Origin of the sequence: Streptomyces sp. NBC_01431 (assembly GCF_036231355.1) — a bacterium.
In the GTDB taxonomy this organism is placed as follows: Bacteria; Actinomycetota; Actinomycetes; order Streptomycetales; family Streptomycetaceae; genus Streptomyces.
This window is the reverse complement of sequence record NZ_CP109496.1, coordinates 3,324,450-3,339,508: the sequence shown is the minus strand read 5'-3', so window position 1 is coordinate 3,339,508 and position 15,059 is coordinate 3,324,450. Positions and strand designations below refer to the sequence as shown.

13 protein-coding genes are annotated in these 15,059 nt (G+C 70.7%); 6 read left to right on the top strand and 7 right to left on the bottom strand.

Features of this window, described 5'->3' with window-relative positions; genetic code table 11:
* Nucleotides 1-33 precede the first annotated feature (33 nt).
* The 4 genes from OG522_RS15175 to OG522_RS15160 all read right to left on the bottom strand — a co-directional run bounded on the left by OG522_RS15175 (nt 34) and on the right by OG522_RS15160 (nt 4,801).
* A complete protein-coding gene (locus tag OG522_RS15175) occupies nt 34-957 on the bottom strand; it encodes a carbohydrate ABC transporter permease (protein WP_329463527.1) in 924 nt (307 codons plus the stop codon).
* Nucleotides 954-1,979 carry a carbohydrate ABC transporter permease gene (locus tag OG522_RS15170; RefSeq protein WP_329463526.1) on the bottom strand — a complete coding sequence of 342 codons (1,026 nt, stop codon included), beginning with the start codon at nt 1,977-1,979 and terminating at the stop codon, nt 954-956. The genes OG522_RS15175 and OG522_RS15170 overlap by 4 nt, the downstream gene beginning before the upstream one ends.
* A gap of 101 nt (nt 1,980-2,080) precedes the next feature.
* Nucleotides 2,081-3,409, bottom strand: a complete 1,329-nt coding sequence (locus OG522_RS15165) for an ABC transporter substrate-binding protein (protein ID WP_329463525.1) — start codon at nt 3,407-3,409, stop codon at nt 2,081-2,083.
* 234 nt (nt 3,410-3,643) lie between these two features.
* The gene (locus OG522_RS15160; protein WP_329463524.1) at nt 3,644-4,801 is read right to left on the bottom strand and encodes a substrate-binding domain-containing protein; all 1,158 of its coding nucleotides are present in this window, start codon (nt 4,799-4,801) and stop codon (nt 3,644-3,646) included.
* A 465-nt stretch (nt 4,802-5,266) separates the two neighbouring features.
* Here OG522_RS15160 and OG522_RS15155 point away from each other — a divergent pair, with 465 nt between their 5' ends.
* Entirely contained in the window at nt 5,267-7,144 is a 1,878-nt protein-coding gene (locus tag OG522_RS15155) for a DUF2264 domain-containing protein (RefSeq protein ID WP_329463523.1), read from the top strand.
* Between the two features lie 164 nt (nt 7,145-7,308).
* Here OG522_RS15155 and OG522_RS15150 read toward each other — a convergent pair whose 3' ends face one another.
* Together OG522_RS15150 and OG522_RS15145 are read right to left on the bottom strand one after the other, a co-directional pair.
* On the bottom strand, nt 7,309-8,082 hold the full coding sequence (locus OG522_RS15150; protein ID WP_329463522.1) for an SDR family NAD(P)-dependent oxidoreductase: 774 nt from the start codon (nt 8,080-8,082) through the stop codon (nt 7,309-7,311).
* Nucleotides 8,083-8,194: 112 nt separating this feature from the next.
* Complete coding sequence (locus tag OG522_RS15145; RefSeq protein WP_329463521.1) at nt 8,195-8,863, bottom strand: MOSC domain-containing protein; 669 nt, start codon at nt 8,861-8,863, stop codon at nt 8,195-8,197.
* Nucleotides 8,864-8,944: 81 nt separating this feature from the next.
* On the opposite strand from OG522_RS15145, the gene OG522_RS15140 reads away from it, so the two are divergent.
* Complete coding sequence (locus OG522_RS15140; protein ID WP_329463520.1) at nt 8,945-9,838, top strand: LysR family transcriptional regulator; 894 nt, start codon at nt 8,945-8,947, stop codon at nt 9,836-9,838.
* Between the two features lie 104 nt (nt 9,839-9,942).
* Here the strand turns inward: OG522_RS15140 and OG522_RS15135 are convergent, their stop codons facing one another.
* The gene (locus tag OG522_RS15135) at nt 9,943-10,269 is read right to left on the bottom strand and encodes a WhiB family transcriptional regulator (RefSeq protein WP_329463519.1); all 327 of its coding nucleotides are present in this window, start codon (nt 10,267-10,269) and stop codon (nt 9,943-9,945) included.
* 427 nt (nt 10,270-10,696) lie between these two features.
* Between OG522_RS15135 and OG522_RS15130 the strand changes: the two genes are divergently transcribed.
* The 4 genes from OG522_RS15130 to OG522_RS15115 all read left to right on the top strand — a co-directional run bounded on the left by OG522_RS15130 (nt 10,697) and on the right by OG522_RS15115 (nt 15,045).
* The gene (locus OG522_RS15130) at nt 10,697-11,308 is read left to right on the top strand and encodes a response regulator transcription factor (protein WP_003948568.1); all 612 of its coding nucleotides are present in this window, start codon (nt 10,697-10,699) and stop codon (nt 11,306-11,308) included.
* Between the two features lie 253 nt (nt 11,309-11,561).
* On the top strand, nt 11,562-12,146 hold the full coding sequence (locus OG522_RS15125; protein WP_329463518.1) for a sigma-70 family RNA polymerase sigma factor: 585 nt from the start codon (nt 11,562-11,564) through the stop codon (nt 12,144-12,146).
* Nucleotides 12,147-12,307: 161 nt separating this feature from the next.
* A complete protein-coding gene (gene guaB, locus OG522_RS15120) occupies nt 12,308-13,813 on the top strand; it encodes an IMP dehydrogenase (RefSeq protein ID WP_329463517.1) in 1,506 nt (501 codons plus the stop codon).
* Nucleotides 13,814-13,920: 107 nt separating this feature from the next.
* Nucleotides 13,921-15,045 (top strand): GuaB3 family IMP dehydrogenase-related protein, encoded by a 1,125-nt coding sequence (locus OG522_RS15115; protein ID WP_329463516.1) that lies wholly within the window; start codon nt 13,921-13,923, stop codon nt 15,043-15,045.
* Nucleotides 15,046-15,059 lie beyond the last annotated feature (14 nt).

Genomic DNA, 15,059 nt, shown 5'->3' with positions numbered 1-15,059 from the left:
GCTGGCGCAAGCGTAACGGGGGGCGGGGGCCGGTCATTTGAGGCTGCCCGCGGCGAGTCCGGCCTTCCAGTGCCGCTGGAGGGAGACGAAGGCGACGACCAGGGGGATGACGGCGAGGAGGGAGCCGGTGACGACGAGCGGGTAGTAGCTCGGTTCGGCATGGGTGTTGCTGTTCCACGCGTACAGACCGAGGCTCAGAGGGAAGAGCTTCTGGTCGCTGAGCATGACCAGGGGGAGGAAGAAGTTGTTCCAGATCGCGGTGAACTGGAAGAGGAAGACGGTCACGAAGCCCGGCATCACCATGCGCAGACCGATCGACCAGAACGTGCGCAGCTCGCCCGCCCCGTCGATACGGGCGGCCTCCAGGGCCTCGTCGGGGATGTAGCTCGCGCTGAACACCCGGGACAGATAGACGCCGAACGGGTTGACCAGGACCGGGATCAGCACCGACCAGTACGTGTTGACCAGGCCGACCTTGCTGGCGAGCAGATACATGGGCAGCGCGAGCGCCGTGGTGGGCACGAGCACCCCGAGCAGCACCACGCCGAACAGCTTCTCCTTGCCGCGGAAGGCGTACTTGTCGAAGGCGTACCCCGCGGCGACGCTGACCAGCGCGCAGACGGCGGCCCCGCCGCCCGCGTACAGAAGGGAGTTGAGGTACCAGCGGAAGTAGACGCCGTCGTTGTACGCGGCGAGCTGCGACAGGTTGTGGCCGAGGTCGAAGCCCTTGAAGGAGAAGGCCTCGCCGGACAGCAGCCCGCCGGAATCCTTGGTGGCGGCCGTGACCAGCCACACCAGAGGGAAGAGGGTGTAGAGCACGGAGAGCAGCAGCGTGCCGTTGACCGCTGTCCGCGACAGCCAGCGGCTGGGGGCCCGGCGGGCCGTGCCCGTACGGGAGGGGGAGCCGTCCCCGGCGCGCACGGCGGTGTTCGGCCCGGCCACGGTCGGGGAGGTCATGCCTTGGCGCCCTTCCGGTTGGTGAGGCGGGTGACGACGAAGGAGAGCAGCGCCGCGGTGAGCGCGAGGAGCACGGCCGAGGCGGCGGCGAGACCGTAGTCGTTGCGGCTGAACGCGGCGGTGTAGGCGTACATGTTGGGCGTCCAGGTGGTGGTGACCGTGGAACTGCCGCCCTGGTTGAGGATCAGCGGCTCGGTGAAGAGCTGGAGCGAGCCGATGACGGTGAACAGGCAGACCATCACCAACGAGGCGCGGATCAGCGGGAGTTTGATGCCGAACGCGGTGCGCCACTCGCCCGCCCCGTCCACGGTGGCCGCCTCCAGTACGGAGCGGTCGATGGCCTGGAGCGCCGCGTAGAAGATGACCATGTTGTAGCCGAGCCATTCCCACAGCGCGATGTTGACGACGGAGGGGAGCGTGCCGCTGGAGGAGAAGAAGCTGAAGCCGATGCCGCCGGAGTTCATGGCCTTGACGACGGGGCTGAGTCCGGGGGTATAGAGGTACACCCAGATCAGCGCGGCGATGATGCCGGGCACGGCGTGCGGCAGGAACAGCGCGAGCTGGAAGAAGCGGCGGGCGCGGGCCAGCGTGGAATCGAGCAGCAGCGCGAGCGCGAGGGCGCCCCCGACCATCAGCGGGATATAGACGACGCAGTAGCCGGCCAGCACGCCAAAGCCGTCGCGGAAGGCCGGGTCACTCAGCGCCGCCGTGTAGTTGTCGAGCCCGCTGAAGACGGACCGGACGCCGCCGAAGCCGAGCCCCGACTGCTTCTCGGTGAACAGACTGAGCCAGAGGGCGTAACCGATCGGCACCACCGTGACCGCGGTGAACAGGACGAAGAACGGGGTCAGCAGCACGCCCGCGGCGGCGCCGTGGCGACCCCGGGTCCCGAGGGGTGTCCGGCGGGCCGGGCCGGGCCGGGGTGCCTCGGCGGTGCGTGCCCGCGTACCGATGGGCGTCCCGCGGGCCGGGCCGGGCCCGGGGGCCTCGGCGCGTAGGTCTGCCGCGTCGCCCTTCGCCATGGCAGGGCCATGACCCCCTGGGCCGCCCGGCATTCGGGCACCGGGGGTGCCGGGCGGCGGCCCGGTGGGTCCCGCGGGACGCCCCTTCGTGCTCATCGCTCTCAGCCCTCGACCTTCAGCCCGCGCTTGTTCAGCTCGGTCACGGTGGCGTCGTGCGCGGCCCTGATGGCGTCGGTGATCTTCACCGAGCCACCGGAGACCTTGCCGAACTGGTCCTTGAGCGTGGTGTTGGTGGTGCCCATGCTCGGACCCCAGCCCCAGTTGGCGTTGATCGAGGTGCCGGCGGCGTCGAAGAGCTGGTAGATGTCCTCGCCGGTGTAGAAGTTCGCGTCGAAGGCCTTCTTGGCGGCGGGGCGCAGCGCGATGTCGGCCGGGAAGGCGCTCGACGTACCGGACTTGATGCGGGCCTGGATGCCCGCCTCGGTGGTCGACATCCAGGTGGCGAACTCCAGGGCGGCCCGGGTCTTGGTGCTGCCCTTGGTCACGGCCCAGGTGGAGCCGCCGAGCATGCCGCTGGCGGGCTTGCCGTCCCAGGTGGGCACGGGAGCCACGGCCCACTTGCCGCTCTGGTCGGGCAGGGTGCCCTTCAGGACGCCCGCGCCCCAGGAGGCGCCGAGGTAGCCGACGGTGGAGCCGTCCTTGAGGGAGGCCGTCCACTCGGGGCTGAAGGAGACCGCGTTCTGCACCAGCTTGTCGTCGAGCAGGCCCTGCCAGTAGTCGGCGACCTTGTTGGTGGCGGCGTCGGCGGTGTTGAGCTTCCAGGTGTCGCCGTCGGCCTTGAACCACTGGGCGCCGGCCTGCCAGACCATCGCCTCGAAGGTGGTCGGATCGTCGGGGAAGAAGGTGCCGATCCGCGCCTTGGGGTCGGCCGCCTTGGCCTTCTGCGCGGCGGCCTTGAACTCGGCCCAGGTCCTGGGGACTTCGATGTTGTTCTTCGCGAAGAAGTCCTTGCGGTAGAAGTACGCCTGGGGCGCGGCGTCGAAGGGGATCGCCCAGTTCCTTCCGCCGAGGGTGGTCTGCTGGATCGACTGCGGCAGGAACTGCTTCCTCATGTCGTCGGTGACGTACTCGCTGATGTCCTGGAAGGAGCCCTGGCTGACGAACTCCGGGAGCATCGGGTACTCGACGGTGACGAGGTCGGGCGCGTTGCCGGCCTTCACCGCGTTGGAGATCTTGGCGTAGCCGCCGGCGTTGCCGGAGGGGATCTCCTCGAACTTCACCCGGATGTTCTTGTGGGACGCGTTGAAGGCGTCCACCACGTCCTTGGTGCCCTTCTGCCAGGCCCAGAACGTGATGGTGACGGGCTTGTCGGCGCTGCCCTTGCCCGCGTCGCCCGCCGCGCCGTCCCCGCCACCGCAGGCCGTGAGCATGGTGAGAGCGGTGGCGGCGCCGATGAGGGCACATGTCGATCTGGTCCAACTGCGGCTCACGGAACGGCTCCTGAACGTGAGGGGACGAGGCGATGGCCGCGATCCTTGGCCCAGTTCTGACCGAAGTCAAGAGCGAAAGTTCGATTGATCGAAAAAAGATCAAAGGGAGAGCGAATGGTCTTGGTTCGCGGTTGGAGGGGTGCCCCCGTTCGGCAGGGTCTCGGGAGGGGCCCGAGGGGCTTGGTTCATGACTGGGTGGTCGCGCTGCTCGGGAGGGGCCCAGAGAGGCTTGATTCAGGACCGGGGGGTCGCCGTGTTTGGCAGGGTCTCCGACGGGGCCCCGCAGGAGGACCGCACTCGCAGCCGCGGCAGCAGGTCGACATGGCGCCGCGGCCCCTCGGCGCCCGCGCCCGGACCGCCTCCGGGCCCCCTGCGCAGCCGCTCGATCAGCAGCTCGGCGGCGTACCGCCCGACCTCGTGCTTGGGTGGGGCGACCGCGGTGAGCGGGATGTCCGCGAGGGCCGCCACCTCGTCGTCGTACGCCACAAGGGCCAGGTCGTCCGGGACCCGGACGCCGAGTTCGGCCAGGCGCTGCACGATCCGGATGGCGTCCACGTCGTTGTGTACGAGCGCCGCCGTGGCCCGGCCGGCCAGGACCGCCGTGCGCAGCGCCTGAACGGCGCGCTCGAAGCCGGCCGGGTCCACTTCGGCCGACACCGAACCGATCGGGGGGAGCGGCGACTTGAGGCCGAGCGCGTCGAGCGCGTACCGGTATCCGGCGCGCACCGCGATCGCCGTGGGGCTGTCCGCCCGCGCCACCAGCAGGGGTGTGGAGTGGCCGAGGCCGAGCAGGTGGCGCACCGCGATGAGTACGCCGTGGCTGTGGTCGGAGCACACCCGGTCCAGATCGTCCAGCTCCCGGCCGGGCACCCCGCGCCGCTCCAGGAGCACGGTGGGCACCGGGAGTCCGGCGATCCAGGCGCCGTGCTCGACCGGGTCGTCCGGCTCCTTCCAGCCCGGCGCGATCAGCAGTCCCTCGGCCCCGGCCGCGAGCAGCCCGGCCGCCCGGCCCGCGTCCTCCTGCGGCCGGTAGTCCGAGATCCGCAGGACCAGCCGCGTCCCCGCGGCTGCGGCCGCCTCGTGCGCACCCCTGATGACCTCGGCGAAGTAGTACGTGGCATTGGGGGCGAGCATGCCGATGACCAGCTCGCGGGGGGCGGGGCCGGGACCGGATGCCGGCCCGCCCTGCGGGGGAGCGTCGGTGGCGCCCGGCCAGGAGACCGAGCCGTGCACCCGGTCCAGGCGCCCCTCGTTGGCCAGGAACTCCACGTCCCGCCGCACGGTCACCGGCGAGACCCCCAGCTGGGCGGCGAGCTCGGAGACCCGCGCCGAACCACGCGCGCGCACCAGCTCCAGCAGTCGGTCATGACGTTCAGCAGCACGTTCACGCACGGCGGCATCCCCTTCGCGGTGTGGTGGCCCGATGGGCCATGACCCTAGTGCAGCGTGATCGAGTGCCGAGAGTTTCGATCATTCGGTCCGATCCATTGACGTTCGATCAAACAGAGCTCTAAGTTCCCAGAGATTCCGCGAGACCGGGCCCCACGCTTGGCTCCGCCCCCAACCGCCCCCGGGGCCGGGACCAGGGGTCGGATTGGCCCTGGGCTGGGGTCGGTGTCGGATCTGGACCGGACCAGGACCGGGTTGGACCAGAGCCCGGGTCGGCGGGGCTGGATCCAGACCGGGACCGCGTCAGATCCGGGTTGGACCAGGACCGAGTTGGACCAGCACCAGGTTCCGGGTTGGACCAAGACCGGGACCAGGAGCCCATCCCGGACCCCGCCGGAACGGCCCCGCGGGTCCTGTCGATTCCGGCGCCGCCGTCTCCAGGGAAGCATCCATGAGGGGAGCGCATCCATGCCCATCGCGTTCGAGAACCGTGAGCTCAGCCCGTACACCGGCTGGACGCGCGAGCACTGGGAGAGGACGGCGGACCGCCTCCTGCTGGCGGTGCGGCCCCACGCATCGCCGGGGCGGGGTCTGATCAACCTGCCCGGGGCCCGGCCCAGCCGGTCGGGGCCGCGCTCGGACGGCCTCGAAGGCTACGCCCGCACCTGGCTGCTCGCCGCACTCCGCGTGGCCGGCGCGAACGGCGACGATCCGCACGGCCACCTCGACCGCTACGCCCAAGGACTCGCCTCGGGCACCCAACACCCGCTCCCCACCGGCGAGTTGACGCCGTCCCATCCGGACGCCTGGCCGCTGACCACCCACGTCCGACAGGCCGTCGTCGAGTCGGCCTCCATCGCGCTCGGACTGCGTCTCACCCGCCCCTGGCTGTGGGACAAGCTGGACGACCGCACCCGCCGACGCACCGTCGACTGGCTGCTGCCCGCCCTTCGCCCGTCCCCGGTCGACAACAACTGGTGGCTGTTCGGGCTCACTGTCGCCGGATTCCTCCAGGACGTCGGCATCGAGACCGACCGCGCCGCGGTCACCATCGAACGCGCCCTGGAACGCATCGATCAGTGGTACCTCGGCGACGGCTGGTACAGCGACGGCCCGAACCGCTCCTTCGACCACTACAACGCCTGGGCGCTCCACTTCTATCCCGTCCTGCACGCCCACCTCGGCGGCGACCAGGACCTCCTGAACCGTTACGGGCCCCGGCTGCACGCCCAACTCGACGCGCATACACGCCTGTTCGGGTCCGACGGTGCGCCGCTGCCGTACGGGCGCTCGCTGACCTACCGCTTCGCCGCCGCGGCCGCCCCCTGGCTGGGCGCGCTCACCGGCCACACGCCCCTCACTCCCGGCGCCACCCGGCGGCTGGCCTCGGGCACCCTGAAGTACTTCCTCGACCGGCCGGACAACCGGGGCGCCACCGACGCCAACGGGCTGCTCACGCTGGGCTGGCATGGCCCGTACCCGCCGGTGATCCAGCACTACTCGGGCCCCGCCTCCCCGTACTGGGCGGCCAAGGGCTACCTCGGACTGCTCCTGCCGCCAGACCACCCCGCCTGGACGGCCGTCGAGGAACCGCTGCCCGCCGAGACCGAGGACGCGGCCATCACCCTCGGCCGGCCGAACATGCTCATCCAGTCGACGGCCGCGGACGGCCTGGTCCGCCTCCACAACCACGGCAGTAACCACCACCTGGACGGCGGCCCGGATGAGGACCCCTGCTACTCGCGCTTCGCCTACTCGACCGCGACCGGCCCGACCTCGACGGGCACGCCCGACAACCACTTCGCCCTGCTGTCCCAGGCCGGGCCGACCACCCGGGGGCCCGCGGCGCCGCTCGGCCACGGCCCCGGCTGGGCCGCCTCACTGTCCGAGCCGCGGCCGGGCCCGCCGGGCGTGCGCATCGTCTCGGTGACGTTGGCGCACGGCCGCGCCGAACTCCGCGCACACCTCGTCATCGGGGCCACCCCCGGCACCCCGGTACGCCAGACCGGCTGGGCCACCACCCTGGGCCGCACCGCCCAGCTGCACCCCGTGCACGGCTATACCGCAGGGGCGTGTCAACTGGCCGCCGGATCAACCCTGTTCGGCCCCGCCTCGGACATCCAGGCCCTCCACGGAGCGACCAGCACCGAATCCTCGCTGTTCGTCGCACTGGCCTCCCTCACCGCGGAACCGGACCCCGGCCCGGTCCACGCCCTCGCCGACATCCAGGTCACCGGCCACACGATCCAGGTCACCTGGCGGAACGGAACCACCTGCCGACTCGTACTCGACTCCACCTCACCGACCGTCCACACCTCCCCGACCGGCCGCACGCAGGGCATATGAGACCTCGCCGCACCGCCGCCGACGGCACCGCGTCGGCAGCCGCCGTGCTCGCCGACCGGTCGCCAACGCCGCCCCGCACCACGGGCGTAAGTACAACGTCGACTACTCAGCCACCGAGGCCCGGAACCGCCGGAACTGAGGGGCGTCAACCGGACGCCCCCAGGTCACTTCGGCCCGTACTTGCGGCCCGTCTTGGAGGTGATCCCGCCGAGCAGGCCGCGCGGCGCCAGCTTCACCGCGCCCATCAGCGCCTTGTAGCGCGGGTCCGGGATCGACAGCGACTTCCCGCGGGCGAGGTCGCTCAGGGCCGCCGCCACCAGCTTGTCGGCGTCCAGCCACAGCCAGCCAGGGATGTTGTCGGTGCCCATGCCGGCCCGCTGGTGGAACTCGGTGCGCACGAACCCGGGGCACAGCGCCATCAGGCGCACCCCGGACCCGGCGAGGTCCCGGGCCGCGCCCTGCGTGAACTGCACGACCCACGCCTTGGACGCGCCATAGGTGCCGCGCGGTACGAAGGCGGCGACCGAGGCCACGTTGACGACCCCGCCGCGCCCGCGCTCGCGCATCGAGGAGGCCGCCGCCGACGTCAGCCGGAGCACCGCCTCGATGTGCACCTTCACCATGGTCAGCTCGTCGGCCATGGAAACGTCCAGATAACTGCCCTTGTTGCCGAACCCGGCGTTGTTGACCAGGAGATCGACCGGCTGTCTGGGCTGCGAGAGGCGCGCCTCGACCGCGGCGATCCCGTCCTCGGTGGACAGGTCGGCGGTCAGCACCTCGGCCTCGATGCCGTGCCGGTCGTGCAACTCGGTGGCCTGCTCGCGCAGCCGCTTGGTGTCCCGGGCCACCAGCACCAGATCGTGTCCATCGGCCGCCAGGCGCCGCGCGAACGCGGCGCCGATGCCCGCCGTCGCTCCCGTAATCAGTGCAGTCGTCATACGCGCACGTTAGTGCCCCGGTGGCGGTGCGGTGACCGCCCCCGGTCCGGCCCCCATCCGCATGAACTGGCCCAATACCGACAGTTCTTCCGGGCCGGGTCGGCGCCCTCCCCTAAGCGGCGTGCTTGGCCAGGTACTTCCGTACGGTCTCGTGCGCCTCGGGCTCCATGGCCTCGCCTGCGGCGAGGGTGCGCGGCAGCAGCGTCCGCTCGGTCGTGAACGCCCGGAACCAGAACGTGACCGAAACCTCGTGATCCGGTCGCTCGATCACTTCGATCGGGTCGCCCGCACGGATCTCTCCCGGCTCGATCACCCGCAAGTACGCACCCGGCACTGCCGCCTGGGTGAAGCGCTTGACCCAGCCCTTCTGATTGAGCCAGCTCGCGAACGTACGGCAGGGGATGCGTCCGGACGCCACCTCGACGACGACGTTCCGGCCGATCCGCCAACGCTCGCCGATCCGGGCGTCGTTCACATCGATGCCGTACGTCGTGAGGTTCTCGCCGAACGATCCGCTGGGCAGTTCGCGGCCGAACTCCTCGGCCCACACGTCCAGATCCTCGCGGGCGTAGGCGTAGAGCGCCTGGTGGTCCCCGCCGTGGTGGCGCCTGTCGCAGACATCGTCGCCCTCGGCGCCGCTGCCGCCCGCACCCCTGGGCCCCGGCGCGAAGACCCGGACCGGGCCGGTCACCGGCCGCTTGTTCATACCGGTCAGGCCGCCTTCGGCGTCGGTGTAGTCGACGGCCATGGCGCGGCCCAGGTTCACAGACAGGAGTTCCATTCAGCGAACGCTAGCCGAGGCAAACCCAAAGTTATGCACGATTTTTCTCCGCAGTCTCCAAGATTCGCTTATGATGAAGAAATGATCGAGGCCCGTCATCTCCGCGTCCTGCGCGCCGTCGCCACCACCGGCTCCTTCTCGGCGGCGGCCCGAGAGCTGGGCTGCACCCAGCCCGCCGTCAGCCAGCAGATGAAAGCCCTCGAATCGTCGGCCCGCACCCCGCTGCTCATCCGCACCGGCCGCGAGATGCGTCTGACGCAGGCCGGCGAGGTGCTGGTCCGGCACGCCTCCGGCATCCTGGCCGGGCTGACCGCCGCGGAGGAGGAGATCGCCGCCATCGCGGGCCTGCGGGCCGGGCGGGTGCGCCTGGTCTCCTTCCCGAGCGGGTCCTCCACGCTGGTACCGACCGCGCTCGCCGCGCTGCGTGCCGCGCATCCCGGTACCCGCGTCTCCCTCGTGGATGCCGAGCCGCCGCATTCGGTGGAGATGCTCCGCGACGGCGACTGCGACGTCGCGCTGGCCTTCCGGTACGGCTCGAACGCCACGGAGTGGGACGACCTGGTGGTGCGCCCGCTGCTGGTCGACCGCCTGGTGGGGCTGGTTCCCGAGGGGCACGCGCTGGCCGAGGCGGGCACCGTCGCCATCAAGGACCTGGCCGGTGAGCCGTGGATCGCGGGCTGCCCCCGCTGTCGCCGTCAGCTGGTGGAGGTCTGCGAGGAGTCCGGGTTCACCCCGCGCATCGACTTCGCCACGGACGACTACCCGGCGGTGATCGGTCTGGTCGGGGCGGGGCTCGGTGTCGCGGTGCTGCCGGAGCTCGCGATCGAGTCCGTGCGGCCCAAGGGGGCGCGGACGGTGACCGTCGAGCCCGCCGTCGAGCGGGAGATCGTGGCGCTCACGCTGCCCGACCTGGCCCGGGTTCCGGCCGTCGCGGCCACCCTGGACGAGCTGGTCCGCGCCGCCACGCGCGGCTGAGGGCGCCGGGCGCTACCAGGGGGCGCCGGGGCACGACTTTGCCGACGCCGCTGGACCAAACGGCGCAGGAACGTTTCTTCTGATCCGGTCCGATCCGGGCTCGCTCAGCTGGGCCCCATGCCGACGGCCGGTGCGGCCGCCGTCACCAGGCGGTTACGGGCCCTGCCCATGAGTTCTTCGCGCTCATCCTCGGTGAGTCCGCCCCACACCCCGTAGGGCTCCCGTACCGCCAGGGCGTGGGCCGCGCACTGTGCACGCACCGGGCAGCGCATGCACACCTCTTTCGCCGAGCTCTCGCGCGCACTCCGTGCCGCGCCGCGCTCGCCCTCCGGGTGGAAGAAGAGCGAGCTGTCGACCCCGCGGCAGGCCGCGAGGAGCTGCCAGTCCCACAGATCGGCGTTCGGTCCGGGAAGGCGGGAGAAATCTGCCATTGCTCTAGTCCCCTTGAAGCCGTGTGCTGAGACGGATGGGCGGCCGGTACGGGACGGGTGCGCACGAGGGCTCATCCGAAACGTACGTACCGACGAAGGTACATCTCCTGTAGAAGTAGATGTAAATATGACTCATTGGGAATCTAGTCACAGACACCAGCAAAAGGGAAGAAAAGCTGCTAAATGGGGCATAGGTCAAAAAGTTGGGCGCCGGACTCGCGGCGCTCTCCTGTGTGCGCGCTTCCTCACGTAGAGTGCCGAACGTGCCCGTCCGACCCGTAACTCTTTCGAGTGACCGTCGTTGAGAGTGCGGAGCGATTGAAAGAACAAGCGCTCGGGCAGGTGTCCGAGAGCGTCAATCGCACAGGTGACACATGTACCCAGCCTGGAGGCTCAAGGTGACGCGCATCAGCTGCGGAGGGCGGCCATGACATCAGTCCTCGTCTGCGACGACTCCCCGCTTGCCCGCGAGGCGCTCCGCCGCGCGGTTGCGACCGTGCCCGGCGTCGAGCGTGTGACGACGGCGGCCAACGGCGAGGAAGTCCTCCGCCGCTGGGGTGCCGACCGCTCGGACCTGATTCTGATGGACGTACGCATGCCCGGACTGGGCGGTGTGGAGACCGTCCGGCGGCTGCTGTCCGCGGATCCGGGTGCCCGGATCATCATGCTCACGGTCGCCGAAGACCTCGACGGGGTCGCGCTCGCGGTCGCCGCCGGCGCCCGCGGCTACCTGCACAAGGACGCCTCGCGCGCCGAGCTGCGGGCGACCGTCACCCAGGCGCTCGCCGACCCGACCTGGCGGCTCGCCCCGCGCAGACTGCGGTCGGCCGAGATGGGCGCGGCGCCCACGCTCACCGCGCGTGAGATCCAGGTGCTCGAAGGCATGAGCCACGGCCGCTCCAACGCGGAGATCGGCCGCGAGCTGTTCCTGTCCGAGGACACGGTCAAGACGCACGCCCGGCGGCTGTTCAAGAAGCTCGGTGCCTCGGACCGGGCGCACGCCGTGGCGCTCGGTTTCCGCTGGGGTCTGGTGCGCTGACGGCGGTTTGCACAGCCGGTCGGAGCCCCGTCCGCCGCCGGGCGGACGGGCCCGGTCGCCCCGCGAACGGCAGCAGAGGTGTTGCTTCCGCCGCGATGCCGCATCCTTGTAGGTGTGGAGTTCCTCGGGGACAGGTCGGTCGAGCGGGAGGGGGGTGCAGGGGATGAGTTCCGGCGCACCCGCTCATAACGCTTCAGTGCACAACTACGGACGCGGTGCCGCGGACGGGGCGGCGCCGGGGCACCATGGATCGATGCGCGACGACGAGGCTGCGGCCCAAGGGGTCATCGGTGCACTCGTTCACCGTGCGGTCGACGGCGACGAGCAGGCCACGCACGATCTCCTCGCGCACGTCCACCCCCTCGCACTGCGCTACTGCCGCACCCGGCTCAGCCGCCTTCCGGGTGATGCTCGCCACTTCGTCGAGGATCTGGCCCAGGAAGTCTGCGTCGCCGTCCTGATGGCGCTGCCGCGCTACCGCGACACCGGGCGGCCCTTCGAGGCCTTCGTCTTCGCCATCGCCTCGCACAAGGTCGCCGACCTCCAGCGGGCCGCGATGCGCCACCCCGGTTCGACGGCCGTGCCGTCCGACGAGATGCCGGAGCGCCCCGACGATTCGCTCGGCCCCGAGGAGCGGGCGCTGCTCAGCAGCGACGCGGAGTGGGCCAAGAAGCTGCTCGCCAACCTCCCGGAGAACCAGCGGGAGCTCCTGGTGCTGCGGGTCGCCGTCGGCCTCACCGCCGAGGAGACCGGCCAGATGCTGGGGATGTCGCCCGGCGCGGTCCGGGTGGCCCAGCACCGCGCGCTGAGCAGGCTGCGGGCCCTCGCGGAGCAGTAGGCGCGCCTCTTGTGAGCGCGGGGAGCCTTATGCGGCGTACGCCGATGTGAAACACGTGCGAACGTACAAAGAATCTTGATGATCTTGCTCGTGGAATGAGACACCCGCACAGCCCGTTAGCATGGACATCCGCACCGATCAAGGCCATTGGGGAAGGTGTCATGACTGCAAACGTCGACGGAGTGCCCGAGAAATTCGCGACGCTCGGGCTGACATACGACGACGTGCTGCTGCTGCCGGGCGCGTCCGACATGGCGCCCGAGCAGATCGACACCTCCTCGTACCTCTCGAAGAACGTCAAGGTGAACGTCCCGCTGCTCTCCGCGGCGATGGACAAGGTCACCGAGGCGCGCATGGCCATCGCCATGGCCCGTCAGGGCGGCGCGGGCGTGCTGCACCGCAACCTCTCCATCGAGGACCAGGCCAACCAGGTCGACCTGGTGAAGCGCTCCGAGTCCGGCATGGTCACCGACCCGATCACGGTGCACCCGGACGCGACGCTGCGCGAGGCCGACGAGCTGTGCGCCAAGTTCCGCATCAGCGGCGTCCCGGTGACCGACTCCGCGGGCAAGCTGCTCGGCATCGTCACCAACCGCGACATGGCCTTCGAATCGGACCGCAGCCGTCAGGTGCGCGAGGTCATGACGCCGATGCCGTTGGTCACCGGCAAGGTCGGCATCTCCGGCGTGGACGCCATGGAGCTGCTGCGCCGCCACAAGATCGAGAAGCTGCCGCTCGTCGACGACGCCGGCATCCTCAAGGGCCTCATCACGGTCAAGGACTTCGTCAAGGCGGAGAAGTACCCCAACGCCGCCAAGGACAAGGACGGCCGGCTGCTCGTCGGCGCGGCCGTCGGTGTCGCGGGCGACGCCTACGAGCGCGCCCAGGCGCTGATCGCCGCCGGCGTCGACTTCATCGTCGTCGACACCGCGCACGGCCACTCGCGCCTGGTCGGCGACATGGTCGCCAAGATCAAGTCGAACTCGTCGGGCGTCGACGTCATCGGCGGCAACATCGCCACCCGTGACGGCGCCCAGGCGCTCATCGACGCGGGCGTCGATGGCATCAAGGTCGGCGTGGGCCCCGGCTCCATCTGCACCACCCGCGTCGTGGCCGGCATCGGCGTCCCGCAGGTCACCGCGATCTACGAGGCCTCCCTCGCGGCGAAGGCCGCGGGCGTGCCGGTCATCGGCGACGGCGGTCTGCAGTACTCCGGCGACATCGCCAAGGCCCTGGTCGCGGGCGCCGACACGGTGATGCTCGGCTCGCTGCTCGCGGGCTGCGAGGAGTCCCCGGGCGAGCTGCTCTTCATCAACGGCAAGCAGTTCAAGTCGTACCGCGGCATGGGCTCGCTCGGTGCCATGCAGTCCCGCGGCGAGCAGCGCTCGTTCTCCAAGGACCGGTACTTCCAGGAGACCGTCTCCACCGACGACAAGCTGATCCCCGAAGGCATCGAGGGCCAGGTGCCCTACCGCGGCCCGCTCTCCGCGGTCGTGCACCAGCTCGTCGGCGGTCTGCGCCAGTCGATGTTCTACGTCGGCGGCCGCACCGTGCCCGAGCTCCAGGACAACGGCCGGTTCGTCCGGATCACCTCGGCGGGCCTCAAGGAGAGCCACCCGCACGACATCCAGATGACCGTCGAGGCGCCGAACTACAACCGGCGCTGACGCCCGCAGAGCGCCCGAGGGGCGGCCCCGGAGTTCCCGGGGCCGCCCCTCGGCGCTGTGTCGGGGATACTGGGGCATGCAGACGTAGAGGGAAAGGCCCACACAACGTGACTGAGATCGAGATCGGGCGCGGCAAGCGCGGCCGCAGGGCGTACGCGTTCGACGACATCGCCATCGTCCCGAGCCGGCGCACCCGGGACCCGAAGGAGGTCTCGATCGCCTGGCAGATCGATGCCTACCGTTTTGAACTGCCCTTCCTGGCCGCCCCCATGGACTCCGTGGTCTCGCCGCAGACGGCGATCCGCATCGGCGAGCTCGGCGGCCTGGGCGTGCTGAACCTCGAAGGTCTGTGGACCCGGTACGAGGACCCGCAGCCGCTGCTCGACGAGGTCGCCGAGCTGGACGAGGCCGCCGCGACCCGCCGCCTTCAGGAGATCTACGCGGCCCCGATCAAGGAAGAGCTGATCGGCCGGCGCATCAAGGAGGTGCGCGACTCCGGTGTGGTCACCGCCGCCGCGCTCTCCCCGCAGCGCACCGCCCAGTTCTCCAAGGCCGTCGTGGACGCGGGCGTCGACATCTTCGTCATCCGTGGCACCACCGTCTCGGCCGAGCACGTCTCGGGCGCCGCCGAGCCGCTCAACCTGAAGCAGTTCATCTACGAGCTGGACGTCCCGGTCATCGTCGGCGGCTGCGCCACGTACACGGCTGCCCTGCACCTGATGCGCACCGGTGCGGCCGGCGTCCTGGTGGGCTTCGGCGGCGGCGCCGCGCACACCACCCGCAACGTCCTGGGCATCCAGGTCCCGATGGCCACCGCCGTCGCCGATGTCGCCGCGGCCCGCCGCGACTACATGGACGAGTCCGGCGGTCGGTACGTGCACGTCATCGCGGACGGCGGGGTCGGCTGGTCCGGCGACATCCCCAAGGCCGTCGCCTGCGGCGCCGACTCGGTGATGATCGGCTCCCCGCTGGCCCGCGCCACCGACGCGCCGGGCCGCGGCCACCACTGGGGCATGGAAGCCGTCCACGAGGACGTGCCGCGCGGCAAGCTCGTCGACCTGGGCATCGTGGGCACCACGGAGGAGATCCTCACCGGTCCCTCGCACACCCCGGACGGTTCGATGAACCTGTTCGGCGCCCTGCGCCGCTCGATGGCGACGACTGGTTACAGCGAGCTCAAGGAGTTCCAGCGGGTCGAGGTCACGGTGGCGGACGCGCAGCACAAGCGCTGAGGTCAGCCGCACAA